This is a genomic window from Streptomyces sporangiiformans, from assembly GCF_005768555.2.
Classification (GTDB): domain Bacteria; phylum Actinomycetota; class Actinomycetes; order Streptomycetales; family Streptomycetaceae; genus Streptomyces; species Streptomyces sporangiiformans.
Genome location: NZ_VCHX02000129.1, coordinates 64,492 through 90,213, shown reverse-complemented (window position 1 = coordinate 90,213; position 25,722 = coordinate 64,492). Strand labels below are relative to the sequence as shown.

General features: G+C 69.5%; 24 protein-coding genes. 14 read left to right on the top strand and 10 right to left on the bottom strand.

Annotated elements, in window-relative coordinates; genetic code table 11:
- Window positions 1-21: 21 nt before the first annotated feature.
- Window positions 22-498: an ATP-binding protein gene (locus tag FGD71_RS17885; RefSeq protein WP_119101452.1), complete on the bottom strand. Its 477-nt coding sequence runs from the start codon at window positions 496-498 to the stop codon at window positions 22-24.
- Between the two features lie 366 nt (window positions 499-864).
- Here FGD71_RS17885 and FGD71_RS17880 point away from each other — a divergent pair, with 366 nt between their 5' ends.
- The 6 genes from FGD71_RS17880 (at window position 865) to FGD71_RS17855 (ending at window position 6,590) form a co-directional block, all read left to right on the top strand.
- The gene (locus FGD71_RS17880; protein ID WP_119101451.1) at window positions 865-1,701 is read left to right on the top strand and encodes a helix-turn-helix domain-containing protein; all 837 of its coding nucleotides are present in this window, start codon (window positions 865-867) and stop codon (window positions 1,699-1,701) included.
- A 136-nt stretch (window positions 1,702-1,837) separates the two neighbouring features.
- Window positions 1,838-3,298 (top strand): aldehyde dehydrogenase family protein, encoded by a 1,461-nt coding sequence (locus FGD71_RS17875; protein WP_119101450.1) that lies wholly within the window; start codon window positions 1,838-1,840, stop codon window positions 3,296-3,298.
- A gap of 102 nt (window positions 3,299-3,400) precedes the next feature.
- Window positions 3,401-3,949: a DinB family protein gene (locus tag FGD71_RS17870; protein WP_119101449.1), complete on the top strand. Its 549-nt coding sequence runs from the start codon at window positions 3,401-3,403 to the stop codon at window positions 3,947-3,949.
- 79 nt (window positions 3,950-4,028) lie between these two features.
- Window positions 4,029-4,670: a PadR family transcriptional regulator gene (locus FGD71_RS17865; protein WP_119101448.1), complete on the top strand. Its 642-nt coding sequence runs from the start codon at window positions 4,029-4,031 to the stop codon at window positions 4,668-4,670.
- A 187-nt stretch (window positions 4,671-4,857) separates the two neighbouring features.
- Window positions 4,858-5,802: an ATP-binding cassette domain-containing protein gene (locus FGD71_RS17860; protein ID WP_119101447.1), complete on the top strand. Its 945-nt coding sequence runs from the start codon at window positions 4,858-4,860 to the stop codon at window positions 5,800-5,802.
- The gene (locus FGD71_RS17855; RefSeq protein ID WP_119101446.1) at window positions 5,799-6,590 is read left to right on the top strand and encodes an ABC transporter permease; all 792 of its coding nucleotides are present in this window, start codon (window positions 5,799-5,801) and stop codon (window positions 6,588-6,590) included. The genes FGD71_RS17860 and FGD71_RS17855 overlap by 4 nt, the downstream gene beginning before the upstream one ends.
- 29 nt (window positions 6,591-6,619) lie before the next feature.
- Here the strand turns inward: FGD71_RS17855 and gad are convergent, their stop codons facing one another.
- Complete coding sequence (gene gad, locus FGD71_RS17850; protein ID WP_119101445.1) at window positions 6,620-8,026, bottom strand: glutamate decarboxylase; 1,407 nt, start codon at window positions 8,024-8,026, stop codon at window positions 6,620-6,622.
- Window positions 8,027-8,182: 156 nt separating this feature from the next.
- On the opposite strand from gad, the gene FGD71_RS17845 reads away from it, so the two are divergent.
- Together FGD71_RS17845 and FGD71_RS17840 are read left to right on the top strand one after the other, a co-directional pair.
- Window positions 8,183-8,941, top strand: a complete 759-nt coding sequence (locus tag FGD71_RS17845) for a MerR family transcriptional regulator (RefSeq protein WP_119101444.1) — start codon at window positions 8,183-8,185, stop codon at window positions 8,939-8,941.
- A 188-nt stretch (window positions 8,942-9,129) separates the two neighbouring features.
- Window positions 9,130-10,194, top strand: coding sequence for a DedA family protein (locus tag FGD71_RS17840; RefSeq protein WP_119101443.1), 1,065 nt, complete (start codon window positions 9,130-9,132; stop codon window positions 10,192-10,194).
- Window positions 10,195-10,228: 34 nt separating this feature from the next.
- Here FGD71_RS17840 and FGD71_RS17835 read toward each other — a convergent pair whose 3' ends face one another.
- Entirely contained in the window at window positions 10,229-11,866 is a 1,638-nt protein-coding gene (locus tag FGD71_RS17835) for a threonine/serine exporter family protein (protein WP_119101442.1), read from the bottom strand.
- 170 nt (window positions 11,867-12,036) lie between these two features.
- On the bottom strand, window positions 12,037-12,531 hold the full coding sequence (locus FGD71_RS17830; protein WP_119101441.1) for an inorganic diphosphatase: 495 nt from the start codon (window positions 12,529-12,531) through the stop codon (window positions 12,037-12,039).
- 79 nt (window positions 12,532-12,610) lie between these two features.
- Here FGD71_RS17830 and dacB point away from each other — a divergent pair, with 79 nt between their 5' ends.
- From dacB to folE, 6 genes are all read left to right on the top strand, one after another.
- The gene (gene dacB, locus FGD71_RS17825; protein WP_119101440.1) at window positions 12,611-14,164 is read left to right on the top strand and encodes a D-alanyl-D-alanine carboxypeptidase/D-alanyl-D-alanine endopeptidase; all 1,554 of its coding nucleotides are present in this window, start codon (window positions 12,611-12,613) and stop codon (window positions 14,162-14,164) included.
- Window positions 14,165-14,228: 64 nt separating this feature from the next.
- On the top strand, window positions 14,229-15,356 hold the full coding sequence (locus tag FGD71_RS17820; RefSeq protein ID WP_119101439.1) for a zinc-dependent metalloprotease: 1,128 nt from the start codon (window positions 14,229-14,231) through the stop codon (window positions 15,354-15,356).
- A 172-nt stretch (window positions 15,357-15,528) separates the two neighbouring features.
- Window positions 15,529-16,614, top strand: coding sequence for a tRNA lysidine(34) synthetase TilS (tilS, locus tag FGD71_RS17815; protein WP_119101438.1), 1,086 nt, complete (start codon window positions 15,529-15,531; stop codon window positions 16,612-16,614).
- An 86-nt stretch (window positions 16,615-16,700) separates the two neighbouring features.
- Entirely contained in the window at window positions 16,701-17,261 is a 561-nt protein-coding gene (gene hpt, locus FGD71_RS17810; protein WP_119101437.1) for a hypoxanthine phosphoribosyltransferase, read from the top strand.
- 207 nt (window positions 17,262-17,468) lie between these two features.
- Window positions 17,469-19,505, top strand: a complete 2,037-nt coding sequence (gene ftsH / locus FGD71_RS17805) for an ATP-dependent zinc metalloprotease FtsH (protein ID WP_119101436.1) — start codon at window positions 17,469-17,471, stop codon at window positions 19,503-19,505.
- Between the two features lie 142 nt (window positions 19,506-19,647).
- Window positions 19,648-20,253 (top strand): GTP cyclohydrolase I FolE, encoded by a 606-nt coding sequence (folE, locus tag FGD71_RS17800; protein ID WP_119101435.1) that lies wholly within the window; start codon window positions 19,648-19,650, stop codon window positions 20,251-20,253.
- Window positions 20,254-20,316: 63 nt separating this feature from the next.
- Here folE and FGD71_RS17795 read toward each other — a convergent pair whose 3' ends face one another.
- From FGD71_RS17795 to FGD71_RS17770, 6 genes are all read right to left on the bottom strand, one after another.
- On the bottom strand, window positions 20,317-20,802 hold the full coding sequence (locus FGD71_RS17795; protein ID WP_119101434.1) for a DUF3180 domain-containing protein: 486 nt from the start codon (window positions 20,800-20,802) through the stop codon (window positions 20,317-20,319).
- Window positions 20,803-20,902: 100 nt separating this feature from the next.
- Window positions 20,903-21,514, bottom strand: coding sequence for a 2-amino-4-hydroxy-6-hydroxymethyldihydropteridine diphosphokinase (folK, locus tag FGD71_RS17790; RefSeq protein WP_119101433.1), 612 nt, complete (start codon window positions 21,512-21,514; stop codon window positions 20,903-20,905).
- A complete protein-coding gene (gene folB / locus FGD71_RS17785; RefSeq protein ID WP_119101432.1) occupies window positions 21,511-21,870 on the bottom strand; it encodes a dihydroneopterin aldolase in 360 nt (119 codons plus the stop codon). The genes folK and folB overlap by 4 nt, the downstream gene beginning before the upstream one ends.
- 235 nt (window positions 21,871-22,105) lie before the next feature.
- Complete coding sequence (locus FGD71_RS17780) at window positions 22,106-22,675, bottom strand: nuclear transport factor 2 family protein (protein WP_119101431.1); 570 nt, start codon at window positions 22,673-22,675, stop codon at window positions 22,106-22,108.
- A complete protein-coding gene (folP, locus tag FGD71_RS17775; RefSeq protein WP_119101430.1) occupies window positions 22,672-23,550 on the bottom strand; it encodes a dihydropteroate synthase in 879 nt (292 codons plus the stop codon). The genes FGD71_RS17780 and folP overlap by 4 nt, the downstream gene beginning before the upstream one ends.
- A gap of 151 nt (window positions 23,551-23,701) precedes the next feature.
- Window positions 23,702-25,525, bottom strand: coding sequence for a phosphatidylglycerol lysyltransferase domain-containing protein (locus tag FGD71_RS17770; protein WP_119101429.1), 1,824 nt, complete (start codon window positions 25,523-25,525; stop codon window positions 23,702-23,704).
- Window positions 25,526-25,722 lie beyond the last annotated feature (197 nt).

The window sequence follows — 25,722 nt, the reverse complement described above, 5'->3', positions numbered from 1 at the left end:
GTGAAGAAACGCCGCGGTTCGTCAGCCGACCGGTGGGAGCCGGAACAGGGCCCATACGACCTTGCCGCTGAGCGTGCCCACCAGCGGGTGCCACCCCCAGCTGTCGGCGAAGGAGTCGACCAGGAACAGGCCGCGCCCCGACTCCGCCGAGAAGTCGTCCGATTCGCGTGCGACCGGACTGTCGTGGCTCGGGTCGCGCACGGCGCACACGAGTCTCTCGGTCCAGTGCATCAGGTGCAGCCGCACGGGCGGTTCCTGCTCGGGGCCGCGCGGGGTGTCCGAGGGCAGCGCATGGCGCAGCGCGTTGGTGACGAGTTCGGAGACGACCAGGCAGACATCGTCGAAGCGGTCGTCGAGGTCCCACTGGTCCAGTGTTCCGCGTGTGAAGTGCCGTGCTTCGCGCACCGCTTCGTAGCGGGCGGCCAGGGCGCACGACGCGGCGCTGGACACGGCCGAGGGGTCCAGCGGCGGAAGGCCCTGCCTTAACGGCTCGAGCATGGTCGATCCATTCGTCCCCATGCGAGGCACTCCCGGGAATTCGCGGTCGTTGCGATGCAGCGGTGGCGCGGGGACCATGGTTCCGAATGCGCAGAGCAGATGCAAGGGCAGATGCACGTGCAGGTGCCCTAATTGGACCTTCCCGTACCGCTTCTTGCTCATATTTTCCGTCGCCTTCTTGCTGTTTTCCTGCCTCTGGCTGGTCTTCTCCTTGCCTCTTTGGATGCCGTCACTTTGCGGTCTTGCCGTTTCCGTAACCGAACGAGTACAGCTTGGAGTGTTTTAGTGGCAGACTGCGGCCCCTGAAGACCGTTGGGGAGGCGGACGAACGTGAGCGCGCAAGAGTCGGGATCGGTGGTTCGACGCATGCTGCTCGGCTCGCAACTCAGGAGACTGCGTGAATCACGCGGGATCACCCGGGAAGCGGCCGGGTACTCGATCCGCGCCTCCGAATCCAAGATCAGCCGTATGGAGTTGGGGAGGGTGAGCTTCAAAACGCGGGACGTCGAGGATCTGTTGACGCTTTACGGCATCACCGACGAGGCGGAGCGCAACTCGCTCCTCTCCCTCGCCAGGGAGGCCAACGTCGCCGGCTGGTGGCACAGTTACTCGGACGTCCTGCCCAGCTGGTTCCCCACCTATGTCGGCCTGGAGGGCGCCGCGTCCGTGATCCGGTCGTACGAAGTGCAGTTCGTGCACGGCCTGTTGCAGACGGAGGCGTACGCCCACGCGGTGGTCGAGCGCGGCATGAAGGGCGCGGGCAAGAGTGTGAGCGCGGCCGACATCGATCGGCGCGTGGCACTGCGCCTGGAGCGCCAGAAGTACCTGGTTTCCGAGAACGCGCCCAACTTCCATTGCGTACTCGACGAGGCGGCGCTCCGCCGGCCCTACGGTGACCGGGAAGTGATGCGGGGACAGCTCCAGCATCTGATCGAGGTGTCCGAGCGGCCGAACGTGCGACTCCAGATCATGCCGTTCAGCTTCGGCGGGCACTCCGGCGAGAGCGGTGCCTTCACGGTGCTCAGCTTCCCCGAGTCGGATCTGTCCGACGTGGTCTACCTGGAGCAGCTCACCAGTGCGCTCTATCTGGACAAGCGCGAGGACGTCACCCAGTACGAGAAGGCGATGAAGCAGCTCCAGGGCGACAGCCCGGGGCCGGACGAGAGCCGGGATCTGCTGCGGGGGCTGCTCCAGCTCTCCTGAAAGTCTTCACGGAGTCTCCCAGGTTGTTCTTCAACTCCCTTTGAACAGAAGTACGATGACGCCTGATCAGCCTTGACACGGATCGGGTGGCTGCCCTTGGCAGGATCTGCCCCGGCAGTAAGGGATTGAGGGTCACATGTCGTCCTACTTCACGGACCTGGCTCAGCAGTACATCGACGGAGAGTGGCGTCCGGGGACCGGCTCCTGGGACATCATCGACTTCAACCCGTACGACGGCGAGAAGCTGGCGTCGATCACCATAGCCACGGTCGATGAGGTGGATCAGGCCTACCGGAGCGCTGCCCGTGCCCAGAAGGAGTGGGCCGCGACCAACGCCTACGCACGCCGCGCGGTGTTCGAGAAGGCCCTGAGGATCATCGAGGACCGCGAGCAGGAGATCGCCGAGGTCATCATCGCCGAACTCGGCGGCACGCATCTGAAGGCGGGCTTCGAACTCCACCTCGCCAAGGAGTTCCTGCGCGAGGCGATCCATGTGGCGCTGCGTCCCGAGGGCCGGATCATCCCCTCGCCGGTCGACGGCAAGGAGAACCGCCTCTACCGCGTCCCCGTCGGTGTCGTCGGCGTGATCAGCCCCTTCAACTTCCCCTTCCTGCTGTCGCTGAAGTCCGTCGCGCCGGCCCTGGCGCTGGGCAACGCCGTGGTCCTCAAGCCGCACCAGAACACCCCGATCTGCGGCGGCACGCTGGTCGCCAAGATCCTTGAGGACGCGGGGCTGCCGGGCGGCCTGCTGAACGTCGTGATCACCGACATCGCGGAGATCGGCGACGCCTTCATCGAGCACCCCGTCCCCAAGGTCATCTCCTTCACCGGTTCGGACCAGGTGGGCCGCCACGTCGCCACGGTCTGCGCCTCGCAGTTCAAGCGCGCCATCCTCGAACTCGGCGGCAACAGCGCCCTGGTGGTCCTCGACGACGCGGACATCGACTACGCCGTGGACGCCGCCGTCTTCAGCCGGTTCGTGCACCAGGGCCAGGTCTGCATGGCCGCCAACCGTGTGCTGGTGGACGCCTCGATCGAGGCGGAGTTCACCGAGAAGTTCGTCGCCAAGGTGAAGACCCTGAAGGTGGGCGACCCGCGCGACCCGCAGACGGTCATCGGCCCGGTCATCAACTCCTCGCAGGCGGACGCCCTTACGGGCGCTGTGGACCAGGCGATCGCCGAGGGCGCCACCGCGCTGGTGCACGGCTCCACCTCCGACAACCTCGTCGAGCCGACCGTTCTGACGAGTCTGCCCGCCGACGCGTCGATCCTCCGGCAGGAGATCTTCGGCCCGGTCGCGCTCCTCATCCCGTTCGACGGCGAGGAGGAGGCCGTACGCCTCGTCAACGACACCCCGTACGGGCTGAGCGGCGCCGTGCACACCGGTGACGTCGAGCGCGGTGTCTCCTTCGCGAAGCAGATCGACTCGGGCATGTTCCACGTGAACGACGGCACCGTGCACGACGAGCCGCTGGTCGCCTTCGGCGGCGAGAAGGCCTCGGGCATCGGCCGCCTGAACGGCGAGGCGACGGTCGAGGCGTTCACCACGCAGAAGTGGATCTCGGTGCAGCACGAGCGGAGCTTCTTCCCGTTCTGAGTTTTGTCTACGCCCGACGGACCCTTGCGGACAGAAGCTGACCGCAAGGGTCCGTAGCGTCATCGGTGTCAGGCAGAAGGACCCGATGAGAGGCGGCACCCCATGGTCATGCACGTACACGCGGAGGCTCACGGCGACGAGCGCGGGGCGCTGCTCGCCTTTCTGGACGAGCAGCGCGGCGGCATCCGGCGGACGCTGCTCGGTCTGACCGATGAGCAGGCCGCGACCAGGCCGAGCGCCAGCGAACTCTCGCTCTCCGGGCTCCTCAAGCATGTCGCGGAGACCGAGCAGGGCTGGCTGTCACGGGCTCAGCAGGTGGCGCCCGACGTGCAGCGCTCCGAGGAGAACTGGGGGGAGAGCTTCGAACTGGTCGGCGACGAAACCGTCGAGTCGATGCTCGCCTACTGGGACAAGGTCGCCCGGCGGACCGAGGACTTCATCCGGGCCGTGCCCAGCATGAACGACACCTTCCCGCTGCCCGACCAGCCGTGGTTCCCCGACGACGAGGCGGTGTCGATGCGCTGGCTGATGCTCCGCCTGATCGCCGAGATGGCCCGGCACGCCGGCCACGCCGACATCATCCGGGAGTCGCTGGACAAGAAGACGGCCTTCGAACTGATCGCACAGGAGCAGGGCAGCGCCTGGGGCTGAGCCGACGCCCCGGGCCCGAGGTGGCGCTCGAAGCCGAGGTGGCGCCCGGTTCCCGGGCGGCGAGTTCTACGCTGAGCGCATGTCAGCGATCCGCCTCCTCGTCCTGGGTGCCGTCCGCCAGCACGGCCGGGCCCACGGTTATCAGGTGCGCAACGACCTGGAGTACTGGGGCGCGCACGAGTGGTCCAACGCCAAGCCTGGCTCGATCTACCACGCACTCAAGCAGATGGCCAAGCAGGGCCTGCTGCACGCGCACGAGATCGCGCCCTCCACGGCCGGTGGGCCACCGCGCACCGAGTACGAGGTCACGGAGAAGGGCACCGAGGAGTTCCTCGCACTCCTGCGGGGGTCGCTGGCCTCGTACGACCAGCGGCCGGACATGCTCACGGCCTCGCTCGGCTTCATGGTCGACCTGCCTCGCGAGGACGTCCTCGGACTTCTCGAGGAGCGGGTGCGCACCATCGAGCAGTGGCGCAAGTCCGTCACCGAGTACTACACGCCCGAGGACGGCCCCGGGCAGCTCGGCCACATCGGCGAGATCATGAACTACTGGGTCCACTCGGCCGACACCGGCGCCGAGTGGACCCGCGGTCTGATCGAGCGGATCAGGGGCGGGGCGTACACGTTCGCGGGCGAGGGAGAGCCGTTCGTGGGTGTGCTCAGGGAGGACGAGGAGAACCCGTACGCGACGAGGGAGCCGCACCCGGGAGACGCGCGCTGAAGGCGGAGCCGGACGGGCGGCGTCGGTTGGGCTGTGTCGGTTGGGCTGTATCGATGAGCGGTGCGACCGGATCCCTCGTTAATCAAGTTTGACTAATCCCCTCGACGGGCATACGCTCCACCGCATCTCGGTAGTCAAGTTTGACTAAGCGAGCTGATCTGGAGTGAGCTGGATGGAGAGGAGTCGGATGACCGACGCGATCGTCGTCGAGGGCGTACGGAAGCGGTACGGGGACAAGGCGGCCCTGGACGGGCTGGAGCTGGCGGTGCGGGGCGGCACCGTCCACGGTCTGCTCGGCCCGAACGGAGCGGGTAAGACCACCGCGGTGCGCGTGCTGACCACGCTGCTGCGGCCGGACGAGGGGCGCGCGGAAGTCGCCGGGCACGACGTGGCGCGTGAGGCGGGCCGGGTGCGGCGGCGCATCGGCCTGCTCGGCCAGCACGCCGCGCTCGACGAGGAACTCGGTGGACGGCAGAACCTGGAGATGTTCGGGCGGCTCTACCACCTGGGCACCCGGCACGCGCGCGTGCGGGCCGACGAGCTCCTGGAGCGCTTCGGTCTCGCGGACACGGGCCGCAAGGCGGTGAAGCAGTACAGCGGCGGCATGCGGCGCCGGCTGGACCTCGCCGCCTCCCTCATCACCGACCCGGAGGTGCTCTTCCTGGACGAGCCGACGACCGGGCTCGACCCGCGCGGCCGTACCGAGGTGTGGGGCGCGGTGCGCTCGCTGGTCGGCGGTGGCACGACCGTCCTGCTCACCACGCAGTACCTGGAGGAGGCCGACCAGCTCGCCGACCGCATCTCGGTCGTCGACCGGGGCCAGGTGATCGCGGACGGTACGGCGGACGAGCTCAAGGCGAAGACGGGCGGCGACCGGATCGACGTGGTGCTGCGGGACGGAGGTCAACTCGGTGCGGCCGTCGCCCTGTTGCCCCTCGAGAAGGCCGACATCTCCGTGGACGCCGACCGCCGACTCCTCAGCGCGCCGGTCACGGACCGCATGGCGGCGCTCGCCGACGCCGTGCGCGCCCTGGAGGAGGCCGGCATCGAGGCGGAGGACATCGCGCTGCGGCGGCCGACGCTGGACGAGGTCTTCCTGCATCTGACCGGCAAGCCCGAGGAGGCCGCGTGAGTACGTCGCTCAGCTGGGCCGTCGCCGATTCCTGGACCTTGACCCGGCGTGAACTGGCCCACTGGGTACGGCAACCCGTGCAGGTTGTCGTGGGGCTGGTGTTCCCCGTGATGATGCTGCTGATGTTCGGCTATCTGATAGGCGGCGGCAGCGGCATCGAGGGTGACTACCGCGAGTACCTGGTACCCGGCATGTTCGCGCTGACCATGGCCTTCGGCCTGGACGCCACCATGGTGGCGGTCACCCAGGACCTGAACAAGGGAGTGATCGACCGGTTCCGGTCGATGCCGATGGCAAGCGGCGCCGTACTCGTGGGCCGTGCGGCCGCGGACATGCTGCAGTCAGCCATCTCCCTGGTCGTGCTGGTCGGCGTCGGGCTCGCGGTCGGCTGGACCTGGCACGGTTCGTTCGCCGCCTTCCTGGGCGCGCTCGGCCTGCTGCTCCTGCTGCGGTTCGCCATGCTGTGGATGGGCATCCACCTCGCCATGGTCGCGGGCAGGCCGGAGCTGGTGGCCATCGTGCAGATCCTGGTCTGGCCGGTGAGCTTCCTGTCCAACGCCTTCGCCGTACCCGAGTCCATGCCGGGCTGGCTGGGGGCGACCGTCGAGTGGAACCCCATGTCGGCGACGGCCACCGCGATACGTGAGCTGTTCGGCAACAAGGGTGGCGCGGCGAGCACGTCCTGGGCGGCCGAGCACGCCGAGCTGCTGGCGGTGGCGTGGCCGCTCGCCCTGGTCGGGGTGTTCTTCCCGCTGGCGGTACGGAGGTTCGCGGCGCTGAGCAAGTAGCCGCGAGGGGCAAGTGGGGCGCGGCCGGCTCAGTGATGGAAGCAGGTCGCCGCCCCCTTGTCGTGCGTCGATGGCCCCGACTGGCGGCGCAGTTCTGGCAGCAGCCGCTCCAGGTCCTCGACGAACAGCTCGGCGAGGTCCGACGAGAAGCCGTTGCGGCACACCACGCGCAGCACGGAGAGGTCCTCGCGGTGCGGCGGGAAGGTGTAGGCCGGCACGAGCCAGCCGTTCTCGCGCATCCTCCGGGACACGTCGAAGACGTCGTACGCGGTCACATCGGTTGCCGTCGTGAACGCGAAGACCGGCAGCTCGTCGCCCCGCGTGAGGAGCTGGAAGTCCCCGAGCGCCGCCACGCGCTCGGCGAGCTGCATGGCCACGGCCCGTGTCGTCCGCTGGACCGCCTTGAAGCCCGCACGGCCCAGCCGGAGGAAGGTGTAGTACTGCGCGACGACCTGGGCGCCCGGCCGCGAGAAGTTGAGCGCGAACGTGGGCATGTCGCCGCCCAGGTAGTTCACCCGGAAGACCAGTTCCTCGGGCAGCTCGGCGGCCGACCGCCACAGCGCCCACCCGACACCCGGGTACACGAGCCCGTACTTGTGCCCCGAGGTGTTGATGGAGGCCACGCGCGGCAGCCGGAAGTCCCATCGCAGGTGCTCGTCGAGGAAGGGCGCGACCATCGCGCCGGACGCGCCGTCGACGTGGACGGGGATGTCAAGTCCGGTTCGCTCCTGCAACTCGTCCAGGGCCGCGCACAGTTCGTCGATCGGCTCGTACGACCCGTCGAAGGTGGACCCCAGGATGCCGACGACCCCGATGGTGTTCTCGTCGCACAGCTCGGCGGCGGCCTGCGGGTCGAGGTGGAACCGGTCGCCCTCCATGGGCACTTGGCGCATCTCGACCTCCCAGAAGGAGCAGAACTTCTCCCAGCAGACCTGGACGTTGACGCCCATGACGAGGTTCGGACGGGCCCCGGGATACCGGTCGGCGTTCCGCTGGGCCCAGCGGCGCTTGAGCGCCATGCCCGCGAGCATGCACGCCTCGCTCGAACCCGTCGTCGAACAGCCCACGGCGGCGGCCGGATCCGGCGCGTTCCACAGGTCGGCGAGCATCGCCACGCAGCGCCGCTCCAGCTCGGCCGTCCGCGGATACTCGTCCTTGTCGATCATGTTCTTGTCCCGGCACTCCGCCATCAGCACGCCGGCCTGCGGTTCCATCCAGGTGGTGACGAAGGTGGCGAGGTTGAGACGGGAGTTCCCGTCCAGCATCAGCTCGTCATGGACGAGTTGGTACGCCGTGGCCGGCGGCAGCGGTGCCTCTGGCAGCCGATGCTGAGGCGGTGCCTCGGTCATTCCGCTGACCGGATCGGCCTCCCCGTAGAAGGGGTTGACGGTCGAGGGACGCTCGGCGGGCTTGGCGGGGCCGGTGTGGAGCGGCATGGTGCCTCCGGTCGGTCGGGTCGGACCTTCATGGTGGGCCACGAACTCCTCAAAGCCGGGTAAAAGCGGCATAGCGCCTGGTGGATTCGGGCTTGCACCTCACGTGACGTGAGGGCTCAGCCTGGGACGCGTACCGAAAAGGAGGGAGCGGAGGCGATGAGCTACTCCGTGGGACAGACCGCCGGTTTCGCCGGGATCACGGTGCGCACCCTGCACCACTACGACGAGATCGGGCTGCTCGTGCCCAGCGAGCGCAGCTACGCGGGCCACCGGCGTTACAGCGACGCCGACCTCGACCGGCTGCAGCAGATCCTGTTCTACCGAGAGCTCGGCTTCCCGCTCGACGAGGTCGCCGCCCTGCTCGACGACCCGGACGCGGACCCGCGCGCGCACCTGCGCCGCCAGCACGAGCTGCTGACCGCCCGGATCGAGAAGCTGCAGAAGATGGCGGAGGCCGTGGAGCACGCCATGGAGGCACGCAAGATGGGCATCAACCTCACACCCGAGGAGAAGTTCGAGGTCTTCGGGGACAAGGATCCGGAGCAGTACGCCGAGGAGGCGGAGCAGCGCTGGGGTGGCACGGAGGCGTACGCCGAGTCACAGAGCCGCACCGCCCGCTACACCAAGGACGACTGGAAGCGCATGCAGGCCGAGGTGGCGTCCTGGGGCGAGCGCTACGACGCGCTGATGGCCGCCGGCGAGCCGCCGACGGGCGAGCAGGCGATGGACATGGCCGAGGAGCACCGGCAGCACATCTGCACCTGGTTCTACGAGTGCTCGTACGAGATCCACCAGGGCCTTGCCGAGATGTACGTGTCCGACGAGCGCTTCAAGGCGTTCTACGACTCGACGCGGCCGGGGCTCGCCGAACACCTCAGGGACGCGATCCAGGCGAACGCCGCGCGGCACGCGTAGCGGCGGCCGGCCCGGGGCACTCCCGGGCCGGCCGGCGCCTCGCCGGGACCTCACAGGTTGGTCGCAGTCGGCGCACAGGGGGGCTTGGAAGGATCGGCGGAACCTGGCGAAGGCGCCCCGCGTTGATAGCTTTGGTCGCCCGAAGCAGAACTGCCTGCTCTTCCATCCCCCCTCAGGAGCCCGGAACCGTGACGACGCTTGCCCTCGGACCAAGCTGGTTGGATCCGAACTACCTGCTCGACACGTTCGGCGTCTGGGGACTGCTCCTCATCGTCTTCGCCGAGTCGGGCCTGCTCATCGGCTTCTTCCTGCCCGGTGACTCGCTGCTGTTCACGGCGGGCCTGCTGATCACGTCGGACCAGCTCAACTTCCCACTCTGGGCGGCCATCGTCCTGATCTGCATCGCCGCGATCCTCGGCGACCAGGCGGGCTACATGTTCGGCAAGAAGGTCGGGCCGGCACTCTTCAAACGCCCGGACTCCCGCCTGTTCAAACAGGAGAACGTGGTCAAGGCGCACGAGTTCTTCGAGAAGTACGGGCCCAAGTCCCTCGTCCTGGCCCGCTTCGTGCCCATCGTGCGGACGTTCACGCCGATCATCGCCGGCGTCAGCGGCATGCGATACCGCTCGTTCCTCACGTTCAACATCATCGGCGGCATCCTCTGGGGCGCGGGCGTCACCCTGCTCGGTTCCTGGCTGGGTCAGATCGACTTCGTGAAGAAGAACATCGAGGCGATCCTCATCCTGATCGTCCTCCTGTCCGTCCTGCCGATCGTCATCGAGTTCCTGCGGGCACGCGGCAGCTCGAAGGCGGACCCGCCGGAGGCCCCCGCGGCGCCGGCCATGGACGACGCGACGACCCAGCTGCGACGTGTACCGCCGATGCAGCAGGGCGGCCAGGACCATGGGTACGGCCATCAGGGTCAGGACCAGGCGTACGGCCATCAGGGTCAGGCCCGCCCCCAGCAGCAGCAACAGCCGCGGCAGCAGCCTTACGGCTCGGATCAGAACCATGGCCACCAGCAGGGCCAGTCCTACGGCGCCCAGTACCCCGAGGGTCAGCAGTACCCGCAGGGCCAGCAGTACCCGCAGGACGGGCAGTACCACCAGGGTCAGCAATACCCCCAGGGTCAGCAGTACCCCCAGGACGGGCAGTACCCCCAGGACGGGCAGTACCCCCAGGGGCAGCGGCAGCCGCAGCAGCACCCGCAGGGTCAGGGCTATCCCTACGGCCAGGACTACCCGCAGGGCTGAGCGCGGCTGAGCGCCCGCTCGCCCCTTCGCTCCCTCAGAAGCCGCGCGTCCGCTTGGCCGCGCGGCGGCCCGCCGTACTGGCGCCCGGCACCCGCAGGAACAAGCGGGAGATCTCCGAGCCGAGGTTCACGCCGATGGCGATGGCCATCGCGAGGGCGGCGGCCTTGGACAGGGAGACCAGACCGGCGTTGACGTCGCTCTCTGCGATGGACAGCAGCCCGAAGTACGTCGCCGAACCGGGCAGCAGCGGCCCGATCGCGGCCGTCGTGTACGGCAGGGCGGACGCGAACCGGTAACGGGACAGGAGCTGGCCGAACAGGCCCACCACGCCCGCCGCGACGGCCGTGGAGGCGACCGGCGAGAGCTCGCCCGCGTAGTGCATGGCGCCGAACACCGACCAGGCCACGCCGCCGTTGAGGGTCACCAGCAGCACGGTGGAACGTTCTTGCTGGAGCAACACCGCGAAGGCCAGTGACAGCAGCATCGACGCGACGATCCCCCACACGGGCTCGGAGCTGCTCAACGCGGCGTCCGGGGTGAGCTCCGCGCCCAGCTTCACGCCGAAGTACAGGGCCAGCAGAACCCCGGTGACGATGCCCACGTAGAAGTACATGACCTCCAGCAGGCGCGCCGCCGCGGTGATGTAGAAGCCGGTCAGGCCGTCCTGGACGCTCGCGACCAGTGCCCGCCCCGGCAGCAGCGCGAAGAGCCCACCGGTGATCACCGCGGACGAGTTCACGTCGACATGGGCCAGCGTGAGCGTGATGCCGATCGCGGCCGGAGGCATCGCGGCCACCGTGAACTGGTAGAACTCGGGCAGCCCGCGCCCGGCGAACAGCCACGCGAGCCGGTCGCCGAGCATCGCACCGAGCGCGGCGGCCACGAAAACGATGGCGTCACCGCCGACGAGAACCGAGGCCGCGCCCGCGAGCAGCCCCGCGGCGCCGGTCAGCACCCAGCCGGGATACGGATGCCGGTTGCGGCGTATCTCCGCGAGCCGCCGGTAGGCCTCCTCCAGGGACACCTCGGTCTCGTCGTCACTGATGTCGTCGACGAGCTGGAACACGGCCGCGAGCCGCGTGTAGTCGGTGCCCCGGCGGCGTACCGTCCGCGACGCCGTGACCGGATCGTCCACCAGGGACGGCTGGTACGAGATGGCCAGCAGCGTGAAGGTGACGTTCGGCTCGCAGCGGTCGAGGCCGTACGCACGGCAGACGGCGAACATCGCCGCCTCCACGTCCTCGGCGCCCTCGCCGCCCGCGAGCAGCAGCTCGCCGATACGCAGCGTCAGGTCGAGCACGCGCGGGACGGCCGGCCCGCCGTCCTCCTCGGTCCGCTGGATGGGCTCGGCCACGGGCCGTTCGGCCACGGGCATGCGCAGCATCGTGCGCATCCGGTCCTGCCAGGGCACCTCCTTGGTCAGCCTGACCACGGGGATGCCGGTCGGCGGGGTGAAGGCTGGAGCCCCCCGGTACGTCCGGGGAGTGCTGAACGCCGACCCCTCCTGCTCCGCGGACGGCGGCTCGGGCGGCGCCAGCCCCTGCGGGATGGCGAACTCCGACGTCGTCTGCGACTCGTCCTCCAACGCCGAGGCCACGCCGGCGGGTGGTGCGAAAGCACTCCTCGCCTCGTCGGACTGCGGCTTGCGGTCTTCCGCCTCCGGCTCCGTCACTGCACCCCTCTGCACCCAAACCGGTGCCGCTCTCGCGGACCTGGTTGCTCACCGTCCTCGTTGCTCAACTGATGGTTGCCGTGTCCATCGGCTTCTCAGTATGCGCACTGACATACGAACGGGCTGCCCGCCCCCCGTCGGGGTCGTGCAGCCCGTTCGGGAACCGGCTGTCAGTGGTGACCGCCCTGCTCCTTGAAGCGCTTGTAGGAACGCTCGATCTCGGCCTCGGCGTCCGTGCGGCCCACCCAGTTGGCGCCCTCGACGGACTTGCCCGGCTCGAGGTCCTTGTAGACCTCGAAGAAGTGCTGGATCTCCAGGCGGTCGAACTCCGACACGTGGTGGATGTCCCGCAGGTGCTCCACGCGCGGGTCGTGCGCCGGGACGCACAGCAGCTTGTCGTCGCCGCCGGCCTCGTCGGTCATGCGGAACATGCCGATCGCGCGGCACTGGATGAGGCAGCCGGGGAAGGTCGGCTCGTCCAGGATGACCAGGGCGTCCAGCGGGTCGCCGTCCTCGCCGAGCGTGTTCTCGACGAAGCCGTAGTCGGCCGGGTAGCTGGTCGAGGTGAAGAGTCGACGGTCCAGGCGGATCCGACCGGTCTCGTGGTCCACCTCGTACTTGTTGCGCGAACCCTTCGGAATCTCGATCGTGACGTCGAACTCCACCGGTGGCTCCTCCATGATCAACACATAGGTCTGGTGGTTAAGTGTCCCTCACGCAGGTGTGTGATCGCGAAAGGGGCTGATGGCCGTGCCAGAGCTGAAGGCTTGGCGGACCGTGAGACCGCATGTGGTGCGGGTCACGCGTGCCGTGCGGCCAGGGCTGGTGCGGGCCGTGGAAACCGTGAAGCCGTGGATCGCACGGCCGACAACCGTGCAGTTCACGACGGGTGCCGCCGCCGTCGGGCTCGCCTTGGCGGCCACCGTGGCGACCGCGGCCGGCCCCTGGGACTCCACCGGTCAGCGTACGGCGGAGCGCGACTGGGCGGCCTCGCGCGAGCGCGCGGGTGGCGCAGATCACGGCAACGCGCCCGGTGCGCTCCCGAAGGCGCCCCGTCCCGCGCCCAGCGCCGCGGCGGTGCTCGCGAACCTCGGCGGCCGGGCCGGCTCCGCGCCCTCGCCCACCGGGAAGGCCCTCTCCGACGTCCTGGACCCGCTGCTCGACGACGCTTCGCTGGGCTCCGCGCGTACGGCCGCGGTCGTCGACGTGGCCACCGGCAAGCGGCTGTACGGCAGGGGCGCGGACCAGGCGCTGACGCCGGCCTCCACCACGAAGATCGCCACCGCCGTCGCGGTGCTCGACGCCGCGGGCCCCGACCACCGCATCTCCACTCGCGCGGTCCTCGAACCCGACACCAAGGAGGTCGTCCTCGTCGGCGGCGGCGACCCCACGCTGACCGCCCGCGAGGACGCGCACGGCAACGCGAGCCTGCGCACGCTCGCCGACGACACCGCCCGCGCGCTGAAGGACCGCAAGCTGGACGAGGTGACGCTCTCGTACGACACCACGCTGTACGCGGGTCCCACGACGCACCCCATCGGCCCCAACTCCAACCTCGCGCAGGTCAGCGCCCTGATGGTCGACGAGGGGCGTCTCGACGACTCCTCCAGCGGGCCCGCGGAGCGCAGCCAGGACCCGTCGGCCGACGCGGCCCGCGCGTTCGCGGACCTCCTCCACGACCGCGGCATCAAGACCGGGGCACCCGGCCCTTCCAAGGCGACCGGACGCGCCAAGTCCCTCGCGACCGTCGAGTCCCCGCCCGTGGCCGGCTTGGTCGAGCGGATGCTCACCAACAGCGACAACGACATCGCCGAGGCCCTGGCCCGCCAGACCGCGCTCGCCACCGGTGAAAAGGCGAGCTTCGAAGGCGGCGCCACCGCGATCGGTACGCAGCTGAAGAAGCTCGACCTGCCCCTGCAGGGCGTGAAGTTCGCGGACGGCAGCGGCCTGGACCGCGCCGACAAGCTCAGCGCCGACCTGCTCACCGCCCTGCTGGCCAAGGCGGGCGACCCCCGCCACCCCGAACTCCGCCCGGCCCTCACCGGCCTTCCGGTGGCGGGCTTCACCGGCACCCTGCGCAACCGCTACGCCGACCAGCCCGGCACCGGCCTCGTACGCGCCAAGACCGGCACCCTGACGGGCGTACACACCCTGGCGGGCACGGTGGTCGACAGCGACGGCCGCCTGCTGGCCTTCGCCTTCCTGACGTCGTCCGACCAGCCCACGGACCCGACGGCCGTCCAGAAGGCCCTGGACAACGCGGCTTCGGCCTTGGCGAGGTGCGGCTGCGCCGCTTGAGGGGCGCCCTCCCCGGGGAGCTCACTCCCTGCCCCCAGCGGCGGCGCTCACGTACGGTTGACCTATGACGAGCATCGGTGGTGCGGAGATGGTCGACTGGAATCTCGCGGTGGCGACCGCGACCCGGCTCGTGCGGCCCGGTCCAGATGTGAGCCGGGACGATGCCCGGGCCGTCGTCGCGGAGCTGCGCCGGCACGCCAAGGCATCGGAGGGGCACGTCCGCGGCTTCACGCGGATGGGCGGTGAGGACCTCCACGACACCCCCGTACTCGTCGTCGACCGGCCCGGCTGGGTCCGGGCGAACGTCGCCGGGTTCCGGGAAATCCTCAAGCCGCTGCTGGACAAGATGCAGGAGCGGCGCGGCAACACCCCCGGCGGAGCCGTCCTCGGTGCCGTCGGCGGCAAGGTCACCGGCGTCGAGCTGGGCATGCTCCTGTCGTTCCTGGCCTCCCGGGTCCTCGGGCAGTACGAGACCTTCGCCCCGGCGACCCGTGAGCTCCCGGCGGGCGAGAACGGCGGCGGCCGGCTGCTCCTGGTCGCCCCGAACATCGTGCACGTCGAGCGGGAACTCGACGTCGAGCCCCACGACTTCAGGCTCTGGGTCTGCCTGCACGAGGAGACGCACCGGACGCAGTTCACGGCGGTGCCCTGGCTGCGCGACCACCTCGAGGGCGAAATCCAGTCCTTCCTGGAGGAGACCGAGGTCGACCCCATGACGGTCCTGGAGCGCATCCGGGAGGCCGCCCAGACGCTCGCCGGCGGACGCCCCGAGGGCGAGGAGGGGGAGGACGGCGGTCGGTCCATCGTCGAGATCGTCCAGACGCCCGCCCAGCGTGAGATCCTCGGCCGGCTGACCGCCGTGATGTCCCTCCTGGAGGGTCACGCGGACTTCGTGATGGACGGCGTGGGCCCGGCGGTGGTCCCGTCCGTCGCCGAGATCCGGGAGAAGTTCCAGCAACGCCGTGCGCGCGGGGCCTCCCGTCTGGACCTGGCACTGCGCAAGCTGCTCGGCCTGGACGCGAAGCTGCGCCAGTACCGGGACGGGGAGCGTTTCGTACGGGCGGTGGTGGATCAGGTGGGCATGGACGGGTTCAACCGCGTGTGGACCTCGCCGAACACGCTCCCGACCAAGGCGGAGATCGCCAAACCGGCGGACTGGGTCGCGCGGGTGCACCGTAAGGCAGAGTCGTGAAATGAATCCCGCCGACGGCAGGTGCACGCCCCCGCTATCACCCGTCCGAGGGACCGTGAGCGATGGGTAGGCGTGCAATGCTCGGGGAACGGCCCGGTTCTGTCACCATCTACACACTCTGAGTGACCGATCTCGGGCTCACCCCCCGACAACTTCATGAAGGGAACCGGACATGGGTCCCCATCCTGCGGTCGCGGCGATACGCCTGGCGGTGCGCCGCGTCCTCCACGACATCCTCAGCGACCACACGACGCCCGCCGCAGTCGGCGCAGCCGCCGCTGTCGACGCGCCGCACAAGCTTCCCCCCAGCTCTCGACCGCGCTCGAGCGGGCAGGTGCCCCCACCCCCGCCGCTCGTGCTCGTGGCGTGCTCCGGCGGCGCCGACTCCATGGCGCTCGCCTCCGCCCTCGCCTTCGAAGCCCCCAAACTCGGCCTCCGCGCCGGTGGCATCACCGTGGACCACGGTCTGCAGCCCGGCTCCGACCTGCGCGCCGAAGAGGTCGTCGGACGCCTCACCGAACTCGGCCTGGCACCGGTCGAGTCCATCGCCGTGTCCGTAGGCCGCGAAGGCGGACCCGAGGCCGCCGCCCGCGACGCGCGGTACGCCGCCCTCGACTCCGCCGCCGAGCGCCACGATGCCGCCGCGATCCTCCTCGGCCACACCCGCGACGACCAAGCCGAAACCGTCCTGCTGGGCCTCGCCCGCGGATCGGGCATCCGCTCCCTGTCCGGAATGGCCGCGGTCTCAGGGACCGGCGGCCGTTACCGCCGCCCCTTCCTGCACATCGACCGCCAGACCGCCCGCAAGGCCTGCATGGTCCAGTCGCTCCCCGTCTGGGACGACCCGCACAACGCCGACCCCGCCTATACGAGGTCGCGCCTGCGCCACGAGGGCCTGCCCGCCCTGGAGAAGGCCCTCGGCAAGGGCGTGGTCGAAGCCCTCGCCCGTACGGCGCAGTTGTCCCGCGACGACGCCGACGCCCTCGACACGTGGGCCGGACAGGTCGAGGCCTCCGTGCGCGACGCCGCCGGCCTTCTGGAGTGCGCCAAGCTGTACGTCCTGCCGCCCGCTGTGCGCCGCCGCATTCTGCGCCGAGCCGCCATCGAGGCCGGGGCCCCCGCCGGTTCGCTGTTCGCCCGGCACATCGAAGAGGTCGACCGGCTGATCACCGGCTGGCGAGGGCAGGGAGCCATCAACCTCCCGGGCAAAGTCGTCGCCCAGCGGCAGGGTGGCAGACTGGTGATTCGGCAAGGCTGAATCCGGGCACTGGAGTCGACGGCCCTCTGAACGAGGGGCGTGGGCGGGCCTGAGCGGCCGTCATCGAAGCGGGACGACCGAAAGTGATGCGGGTGGACGCGAAAGACATGGGCACCGACCTCAAGTCGGTGCTCATCACCAAGGAAGAGATCGACGCGAAGCTGGCCGAGCTGGCCGCGAAGATCGACGCGGAGTACGCGGGCAAGGACCTGTTGATCGTCGGCGTGCTCAAGGGCGCCGTGATGGTCATGGCGGACCTCGCGCGTGCGCTCGCCACCCCCGTCACCATGGACTGGATGGCCGTGTCCTCGTACGGCGCGGGCACACAGTCCTCCGGTGTGGTGCGGATCCTCAAGGACCTCGACACCGACATCAAGGGCAAGCACGTCCTGATCGTCGAGGACATCATCGACTCCGGTCTGACGCTGTCCTGGCTGATCTCCAACCTCGGCTCCCGCGAGCCCGCGTCCCTCAAGGTGTGCACGCTGCTGCGCAAGCCGGAGGCCGCCAAGGTCGCGATCGACGTGGAGTGGGTCGGCTTCGACATCCCCAACGAGTTCGTCGTCGGTTACGGTCTCGATTACGCCGAGAAGTACCGGAATCTGCCGTTCGTCGGTACGCTCGCGCCTCACGTCTACGGTGGCTGAGGCACTCTCGTAGGCAGTGGCGAACCCCACTCAACCCCATGAGGACGGTCCGGGAACCCTTGCGGGTTCCACGCCGTTGGAGCATGCGTAGACGGGATTGTCAGCCGGGCCGTGCGGCTTCGGGTGGCAATGCTGGGGTACCGTCCAAAGAACAGTCTTATCAAACTCACTATGGCAGGAGGGACGGGGCGGCACCGCTCCGTATGGATGGACGTGAAGCGATACTTCCGTGGGCCGGTCATGTGGATCGTGCTGGCCGTCCTTGCCGTGGTCGTGTTGATGCAGGTCGTCGGCTCGTCCGGTGGCTACAAGACGGTGGACACCGGCCAGGTCGTCCAGGCGATCAATGACAACAAGGTCGAGTCGGCCAAGCTGACCACCGACGACGAGCGGATCATCAAGGTCGAGCTCAAGGACGGCGAGAAAGTCGAAGGCAGCTCGAAGATCCAGGCGAGCTACATCGACAACCAGGGCGTGGCCCTGGCCGAGACTCTCCAGAACAAGTACCAGGACAAGCAGATCCCGGACGGCTACACGGTCTCGCCGTCCAAGCAGAACCCGTTCGTCGGCATCCTGCTCTCCCTGCTTCCCTTCGTCCTGATCGTTGTCGTCTTCCTGTTCCTGATGAACCAGATGCAGGGCGGCGGCTCCCGGGTCATGAACTTCGGGAAGTCCAAGGCGAAGCTCATCACCAAGGACACCCCGAAGACGACGTTCTCTGACGTCGCGGGCTCGGACGAGGCCGTAGAGGAGCTCCACGAGATCAAGGAGTTCCTCCAGGAGCCGGCGAAGTTCCAGGCTGTCGGGGCGAAGATCCCCAAGGGCGTACTGCTGTACGGCCCGCCCGGTACGGGTAAGACGCTGCTCGCGCGTGCTGTCGCGGGCGAGGCCGGCGTCCCCTTCTACTCGATCTCCGGTTCCGACTTCGTCGAGATGTTCGTCGGCGTCGGTGCCTCCCGGGTCCGTGACCTGTTCGAGCAGGCCAAGGCGAACGCTCCGGCGATCGTCTTCGTCGACGAGATCGACGCGGTGGGCCGTCACCGCGGTGCCGGTCTCGGCGGCGGTCACGACGAGCGCGAGCAGACGCTGAACCAGCTGCTCGTCGAGATGGACGGCTTCGACGTGAAGGGCGGTGTGATCCTCATCGCCGCCACCAACCGGCCCGACATCCTCGACCCGGCTCTCCTGCGCCCCGGCCGCTTCGACCGCCAGATCGCGGTCGACCGCCCGGACATGCAGGGCCGTCTGGAGATCCTCAAGGTCCACCAGAAGGGCAAGCCGGTCGCTCCGGACGTCGACCTGTCGGCTGTCGCGCGGCGTACGCCGGGCTTCACGGGTGCCGATCTCTCCAACGTCCTGAACGAGGCGGCGCTGCTGACCGCCCGCAGCGACAAGAAGCTGATCGACAACCACATGCTGGACGAGGCGATCGACCGTGTGGTCGCGGGCCCGCAGAAGCGGACCCGGATCATGTCGGACAAGGAGAAGAAGATCACCGCGTACCACGAGGGCGGTCACGCCCTGGTCGCGGCGGCTTCCCCGAACTCCGATCCGGTCCACAAGATCACGATCCTCTCCAGAGGCCGTGCTCTCGGCTACACGATGGTGCTCCCGGACGAGGACAAGTACTCGACCACGCGCAACGAGATGCTCGACCAGCTCGCGTACATGCTGGGCGGACGCGCGGCCGAGGAACTCGTCTTCCACGACCCGACCACGGGCGCGGCGAACGACATCGAGAAGGCCACGGCCACCGCACGCGCGATGGTCACGCAGTACGGCATGACCGAGCGTCTCGGCGCGATCAAGTTCGGCGGCGACAACACCGAGCCCTTCCTGGGCCGGGAGATGTCGCACCCGCGCGACTACTCGGAAGAGGTCGCCGCGCTCGTCGACGAAGAGGTCAAGAAGCTCATCGAGAACGCGCACAACGAGGCCTGGGAGATCCTGGTCGAGAACCGCGACGTCCTCGACCAGCTGGTGCTCCAGCTGCTGGAGAAGGAGACGCTGAGCAAGGAGCAGATCGCCGAGATCTTCGCTCCCATCGTCAAGCGCCCGGCCCGCCCCGCGTGGACCGGCTCCTCCAGGCGCACGCCGTCCACCCGCCCGCCGGTGCTCTCCCCCAAGGAGCTGTCGCTGACGAACGGGGCCAACGGTGCCACGCCGGCGATCACCGCGAAAAACGCCGCCGCTGAAGCCGTCCCGGTGACCGAGAAGGCTCCGGAGGAGCGTCCCGAGAGCTGACTCTGTCGGCCTCTCGGCGCCTCACCTGGCCCGGAATGAATGCCGCGCCCCCCAGGTTCTAGCCTGGGGGGCGCGGCATTGTATTGCCCGGACGTGAGACGCGCGGTGCGTACGCGTGAAAAGCACAGGAACGAGGCACCAGATGACCGACCCCGTGACGCTGGCCGGCGAGGGCACGATCGGTGAGTTCGATGAGAAGCGTGCCGAGAACGCTGTTCGAGAGCTGTTGATCGCGGTCGGCGAGGACCCGGACCGGGAGGGGCTACGCGAAACGCCGGGTCGGGTGGCGCGGGCGTACCGGGAGCTTCTGGCCGGGATGAGGCAGGAGCCCGAGGACGTTCTGACGACGACGTTCGACCTGGGACACGATGAGATGGTCCTGGTCAAGGACATTGAGATCGTGTCCCTGTGTGAGCATCACCTGCTGCCGTTCCACGGTGTGGCGCATGTCGGCTACATCCCGGCGGATACGGGAAAGATCACCGGCCTGTCCAAGCTGGCCCGGCTTGTCGAGGTGTTCGCCCGCCGGCCGCAGGTGCAGGAACGACTCACCACGCAGATCGCCGACTCCTTGATGCGGATCCTGGAGGCGCGTGGCGCGATCGTTGTCATCGAGGCCGAGCACATGTGCATGTCCGTGCGAGGCATCCGCAAGCCGGGCGCCAAGACCACGACCTCGGCCGTGCGCGGGCAGCTTCGGGACTCCACGACCCGTGCCGAGGCGATGAGCCTGATACTGGCACGCTGACCCGGCGCGAGGGGCGCGAGGGGCACGGAGAACGCGAGGAACGCCGCCGCGGAACGGTGGTCGTCACGACACGGGTGCTGTGCCGCCGTTGTGGTCGTCGTCCTCCGGGAGTTTGCAGACGCGCTCCAGGAAGAAGGCCGCCGCTATGACGGCGATGCCGGCCAGGACCGAGAAACCGGCGTAGATGGCCTGATCGCGGCGAGGGGGCACGTCCAAGGACTCCAGCAGGAAGACGCCCGTGCCGCCGTACATGCCGGTGACGAGGGCGGCGACCAGGGCGCTGGCCTGACCGAAGACCAATGCCCGGGCCGCGACCAGGGGGTCGACGCCGCTGGCGCCGGGGTGACGCTCGCGCTGGGCCTTGAGGCGGGCGCGCAGGGAGAGCGCCGTGGCCATGAGGACGACGGCGATCAGGGCCAGGACGATGGGGGCGGCGAGGGGGACCCGGGGCAGGGTGCCCACCGCGTTCCACAAACGGGCGCCCGCCCAGGACAGCACGCCCGCGATGACGAAGACGCCGGCGAGCGTCCTGATGCGCAGCTGTTTCACGATGCCCCTTCGTCGCGGCCGGAGATCACCGGGTGGATCACTGAGGAGATCGCCGGCTTCTCCGGTCCGTCCGAAATCATGGTCCGGTAGACCTTAACGACTACTCGGGCAGCCGCAGTTCCAGGTCGGCGCGGGGCGCGACACCTTCTCCGGGGACGGCGGCCAGGAGTTGGGCCACGGGGCCAAGGCCCGGGAGCTGGGCGTCCGGCTCCACGTCGTGCCAGGGGGCGAGAACGAAGGCCCGCTCATGGGCGTGGGGGTGAGGGAGCGTCAGTTCGGGGTCGTCGGAGACCACGTCGGCGTACGCCACGATGTCCACGTCGATCGTGCGGGGGGCCCAGCGCTCGCTCCGTACGCGGTGGAATGCCTCCTCGACCGCGTGCGCCCGCTCCAGGAGGGAGGACGGGGGGAGGGTGGTCTTCAGGACGACGACCGCGTTGAAGTACGTCGGCTGGCTGTCCGGCTCCACGCCCCAGGGCTCTGTCTCGTACACCGGAGAGACGCCCTTGATCCGTACGCCGGGGGTGTCCTCCAGGGCGTCGATGGCGCCCTGGAGGGTCTCCAGCCGGTTGCCGAGGTTCGAGCCGAGGGAGAGCACGGCCCGCTTCGGGTTGTGCAGCGTCGTGTCGGCGGCGTCCACTCGCTCCACGACGGAGGCGGGCACCGGCTGTACGGTCGGGTCGCTCTGACCCTCGGTGAACGAGGCAGTCATACTCGGCTCCGGGTGATGGTGACGGTCACGTCGTCGAAGGGGACGCTGATCGGCGCGTCGGGCTTGTGGACGCACACCTCGACCTGCTGGACCCCGTCGTGCTTCAGACACGCCCGGGCGATGCGCTCGGCGAGTGTCTCGATGAGATCGACGGGTTCGCCCTCGACGACGGCCACGACCTCCTCCGCCACGATGCCATAGTGCACGGTCTTCGCCAGGTCGTCGTCGGCCGCGGCCGGCCGGGTGTCCAGGCCCAGGGTGAGATCCACGATGAAGGTCTGTCCCTCTTCGCGTTCCCTGGGGAAGACACCGTGGTGCCCGCGGGCCTTGAGGCCGCGCAGCGCGACACGATCCACGCGAATCACTCCTGCAATCGTCGGTAACGGGGGGTCACTGCCACGTGTGATCGGCACACCAGCCTCACTCGAATCTACCTGCGGACACTGACAATGCTCGCCCTCGGGTGCCCGGCCCAAGCGGGGCCAGGAAGCTTCATCCAGTGTTTTCCTGGGGGAACACGGCAGCACACGGGCTGGTAGCCGCCCCTACCCAGGGGCCCGTGATCCCAACCACTACGTGGCCCCTACCCACTCAGGAGGGTGTCTCGTCAGACTCTTCCTCGCCGGATTCGGCCAGCACGGGGGAGGCGTGGTGCGACCACAGTTTCCAGCCGTCGGAGGTACGGCGGAACACATTCGTGGCGACGACGAGCTGGCCCACGAGCGGCCCGAGTTCGTCGCTGTCCTCCGGTGCGGGGCCCCCGCTGAGGATGTTCTCGGTACAGGTCACCAGGGCGGTGTCGGAGATGACGGACACATGGACGTCGGTCAGGAAGAACTGGATGTACTCGGTGTTCGCCATGATCAGCGCGTACGAGCGGAGGACCTCGCCGCGGCCGGTGAGGACGGGCCAGCCGGGGTGCACGCAGGAGACCTCGGCGCCCTTGTCGGTTTCTTTCTCGAGGTCCGTGGTGTCCGAAGGGACCGCTGTGTCCGCGGGATCCGCGGGATCCGCGGGGTCCGCGGTGTGCTCGGCTCCCTCGACGTCCATGGGGGCCAGCCACAGCGACGACAGCTCCTCGAAGTCGCCGCGTTCCATCGCCTCGTAGAAGGCGGTGTTGGCCCGGACGACCTCTTCCACGTCGGTGCGGGGTGTGCTCACTTGGCTCCCTCTGCGGCCCGCGCGCCCTCCACGGCCCGGGCGACCCTGACCGCGTCGGCGGTGGCGCGCACCTCGTGTACGCGGACGGCCCAAGCGCCCTGGTGGGCGGCGAGTGCGGAGACGGCGGCGGTGGCGGCGTCACGTTCCCGGGCGGGCGGCGGAGAGCCCTCGGGGCCCGCCAGTACGCGGCCGAGGAACCGCTTGCGGGACGCGGCGACGAGCACGGGGTGGCCGAGGTCCCGGAGGCGGTCGAGGTGAGCGAGGAGGGTCAGGTCGTGCTCGGCCTGCTTGGAGAAGCCGAGGCCCGGGTCGACGACGATGCGGTCCGCGGCGATGCCACCCGCCAGAACGGCCTCCACGCGCGCGTGCAGTTCGTCGACGACTTCGGAGACGATGTCCTCGTACGCCCCCTGGATGTTTCCCCCCTCCAGGAAGCCGCGCCAGTGCATGACCACGAAGGGGGCGCCGGCGGAGGCGACGACGGGGATCATCTCGGGGTCGGCCAGGCCGCCGCTGACGTCGTTGACGAGGAGGGCGCCCGCGGCGAGGGACCGTTCGGCCACGGACGCGCGCATCGTGTCGACGGAGATGGCCACGCCCTCGGAGGCGAGGCCGCGGACGACCGGGATGACGCGCCTGAGTTCCTCGGCCTCGTCGACACGGGTGGCGCCGGGGCGGGTCGACTCGCCGCCGACGTCGACCAGGTCCGCGCCTTCCGCGACCAGGTCGAGGCCGTGCTTGACGGCGGCCGTCGTGTCGAACCAGCGGCCGCCGTCCGAGAAGGAGTCGGGAGTCACGTTCACCACCCCCATGACCGCGCACCGATCCCACACCGGAAGACCTGCCACCTGGCCTCGCCCGCTCTTCTTGCTCATGCGTCCAGCCTAGGCCTCCAACGGCGGGGTGGGTTGCGCCTGTGCGAGGGGTGCGTTCCGGTTGTGCAGCGGGTGCGGGTTGCCTTCGGCGGGGCAGCCTGCGTGGCCTGAGCGAGGGCCCGGGGGGTGGGCGGCCCTCGCTCAGGCCGGTCTATGCCGCCCGTACGCCGGTTTCCGTCACCCGGTGTGCGCACGGTGCCGGTGGTGCCGTCCTGTGGCGCAGGAGGCGCGGCATGGCGAGGTTCACGAAGCCCTCCGCCTGCATGGCCGCCAGGCCGATGCGTGGCAGGTCACGGGAGGAGCGGTATACGACGAAGCGGGGCTCCCAGCGGGGGCGGAACTTCGCGTTGAACTTGTAGAGCGACTCGATCTGGAACCAGCGGGAGAGGAAGACCAGAAGGCCGCGCCAGGCGCGCAGCACCGGGCCGGCGCCGATCTTCTCGCAGCGCGCCAGGGCCGAGCGGAACATCGCGAAGTTGAGCGAGATCCGCCGCACCCCCAGACGCGGCGCCGCCTGGAGCGCTGCCACGATCAGCAGCTCGTTCATGCCCGGGTCGGCCGCGCGGTCGCGGCGCATCAGATCCAGGGAGGCGCCGTCCGAGCCCCACGGGACGAAGTGGAGTACGGCCTTCAAGTCGCCGTACGGGCCCGGTTCGGCGTCGGACTTGTGGGCCGTGGCGATCAGGCAGTCCCCGTCGGCCGGGTCGCCGACACGGCCGAGCGCCATGGAGAAGCCGCGCTCGTTGTCCGTGCCGCGCCAGGCCTCCGTGGCGCGCCGTATCCGGTCCAGCTCGGCGTCGCCGAGGTCACGAACGCGCCGTACCCGGGTTTCGTAGCCGGCCCGCTCGATGCGCTTCACCATCTGGCGCACGTTGCGCATCGCGCGCCCGGACAGGGAGAAATCCGCGACGTCCACCACCGCCTCGTCGCCCAGTTCGAGGGCGCCGAGGCCGGTTTCCCGCGTCCAGACCTCGCCGCCCGTCTCGGAGCAGCCCATGACGGCGGGCGTCCAGGAGTGGGCCTTCGCCTCGTCCATGAAGCGTTCGATCGCGCCGGGCCAGGCCTCGACGTCGCCGATCGGGTCGCCGCTGGCGAGCATCACCCCGGACACGACGCGGTACGTCACCGCCGCCTTGCCGCTGGGCGAGAAGACCACCGCCTTGTCGCGGCGCAGCGCGAAGTGGCCGAGTGAGTCGCGGCCGCCGTGCTTCTCCAGCAGCGCCCGCAGCCGCAGCTCGTCGTCCTCGGTGAGGCGCGCGGCCGGGTGTTCCGGGCGGAAGGCCAGGTAGATCGTGGTGACGGCGGTCAGCAGGCCCAGCGCGCCGAGCGAGAAGGCCACCGTCCAGGACGTGTTGCCCTGGTAGTCGACGGGGCCCTCGAAGCCGAACAGGCCGTACACGACATGGGTGATGCGGTCCGCGAGGCTCGGGTCGCCCACCAGCCGCTGCGGGTGGACGCTGACGATGACCAGCCCGAGGAGGAGGGAACCGGCCCCCATGAGGACGAAGTTGCTGAGCGCGCGCCAGCGGCTGCGCGGATCCGGCAGCGCCGCGAACTCGCTCCGGTGACGCAGCAGCAGCGCGAGGAGCGCCAGCGAGATGAGGACGCCGACGAGCGAGTGCCGGTAGGTGAACTGCGCGACGGCCCCGGCCGGGAGCAGGATCACGGCCGCCCGCCACGCCCGCCGCTTGTGCCGGCGCAGCCCGTGGGCCAGGAGCAGCAGCAGGACGCCCGCGCTGAGCGACAGGGCGGCGGCGAACGGGCCCAGCGCGCCGGGCAGTACCTCGGCGAGCGTGTGCATCCGGCTGTGCCGGAAGCGCGGGAAGACGCCCGCGGCGACGTCCAGGAGCCCCACCAGAGTGCAGGCTCTGGCGACCAGGGCGGGAACGGCCTCGGGGCGTGGGCCGCGAAGTAGGCGCCGCGGTCGGCCAGTTGTCTGTCGGCCCGTTGTCCGTTCCGGAACCTCAGTCGACATTTCGCCATCTATCCTGACAGACATCGCATCCCGTGGTTCTGCGAGAGACCTTGAATCCGGTGCCTTTCCGGCATCCGGCGACATTGCGCCCTCTAGGACGGTGTCTTGAGGGGCCCGGTTCACTCCGCCCCCGGAAAGCCGTTTCAAAGAGCAGGGAAAGTGCTGGGCAAGAGCCGTGACGCAGGTGACGGGAACGG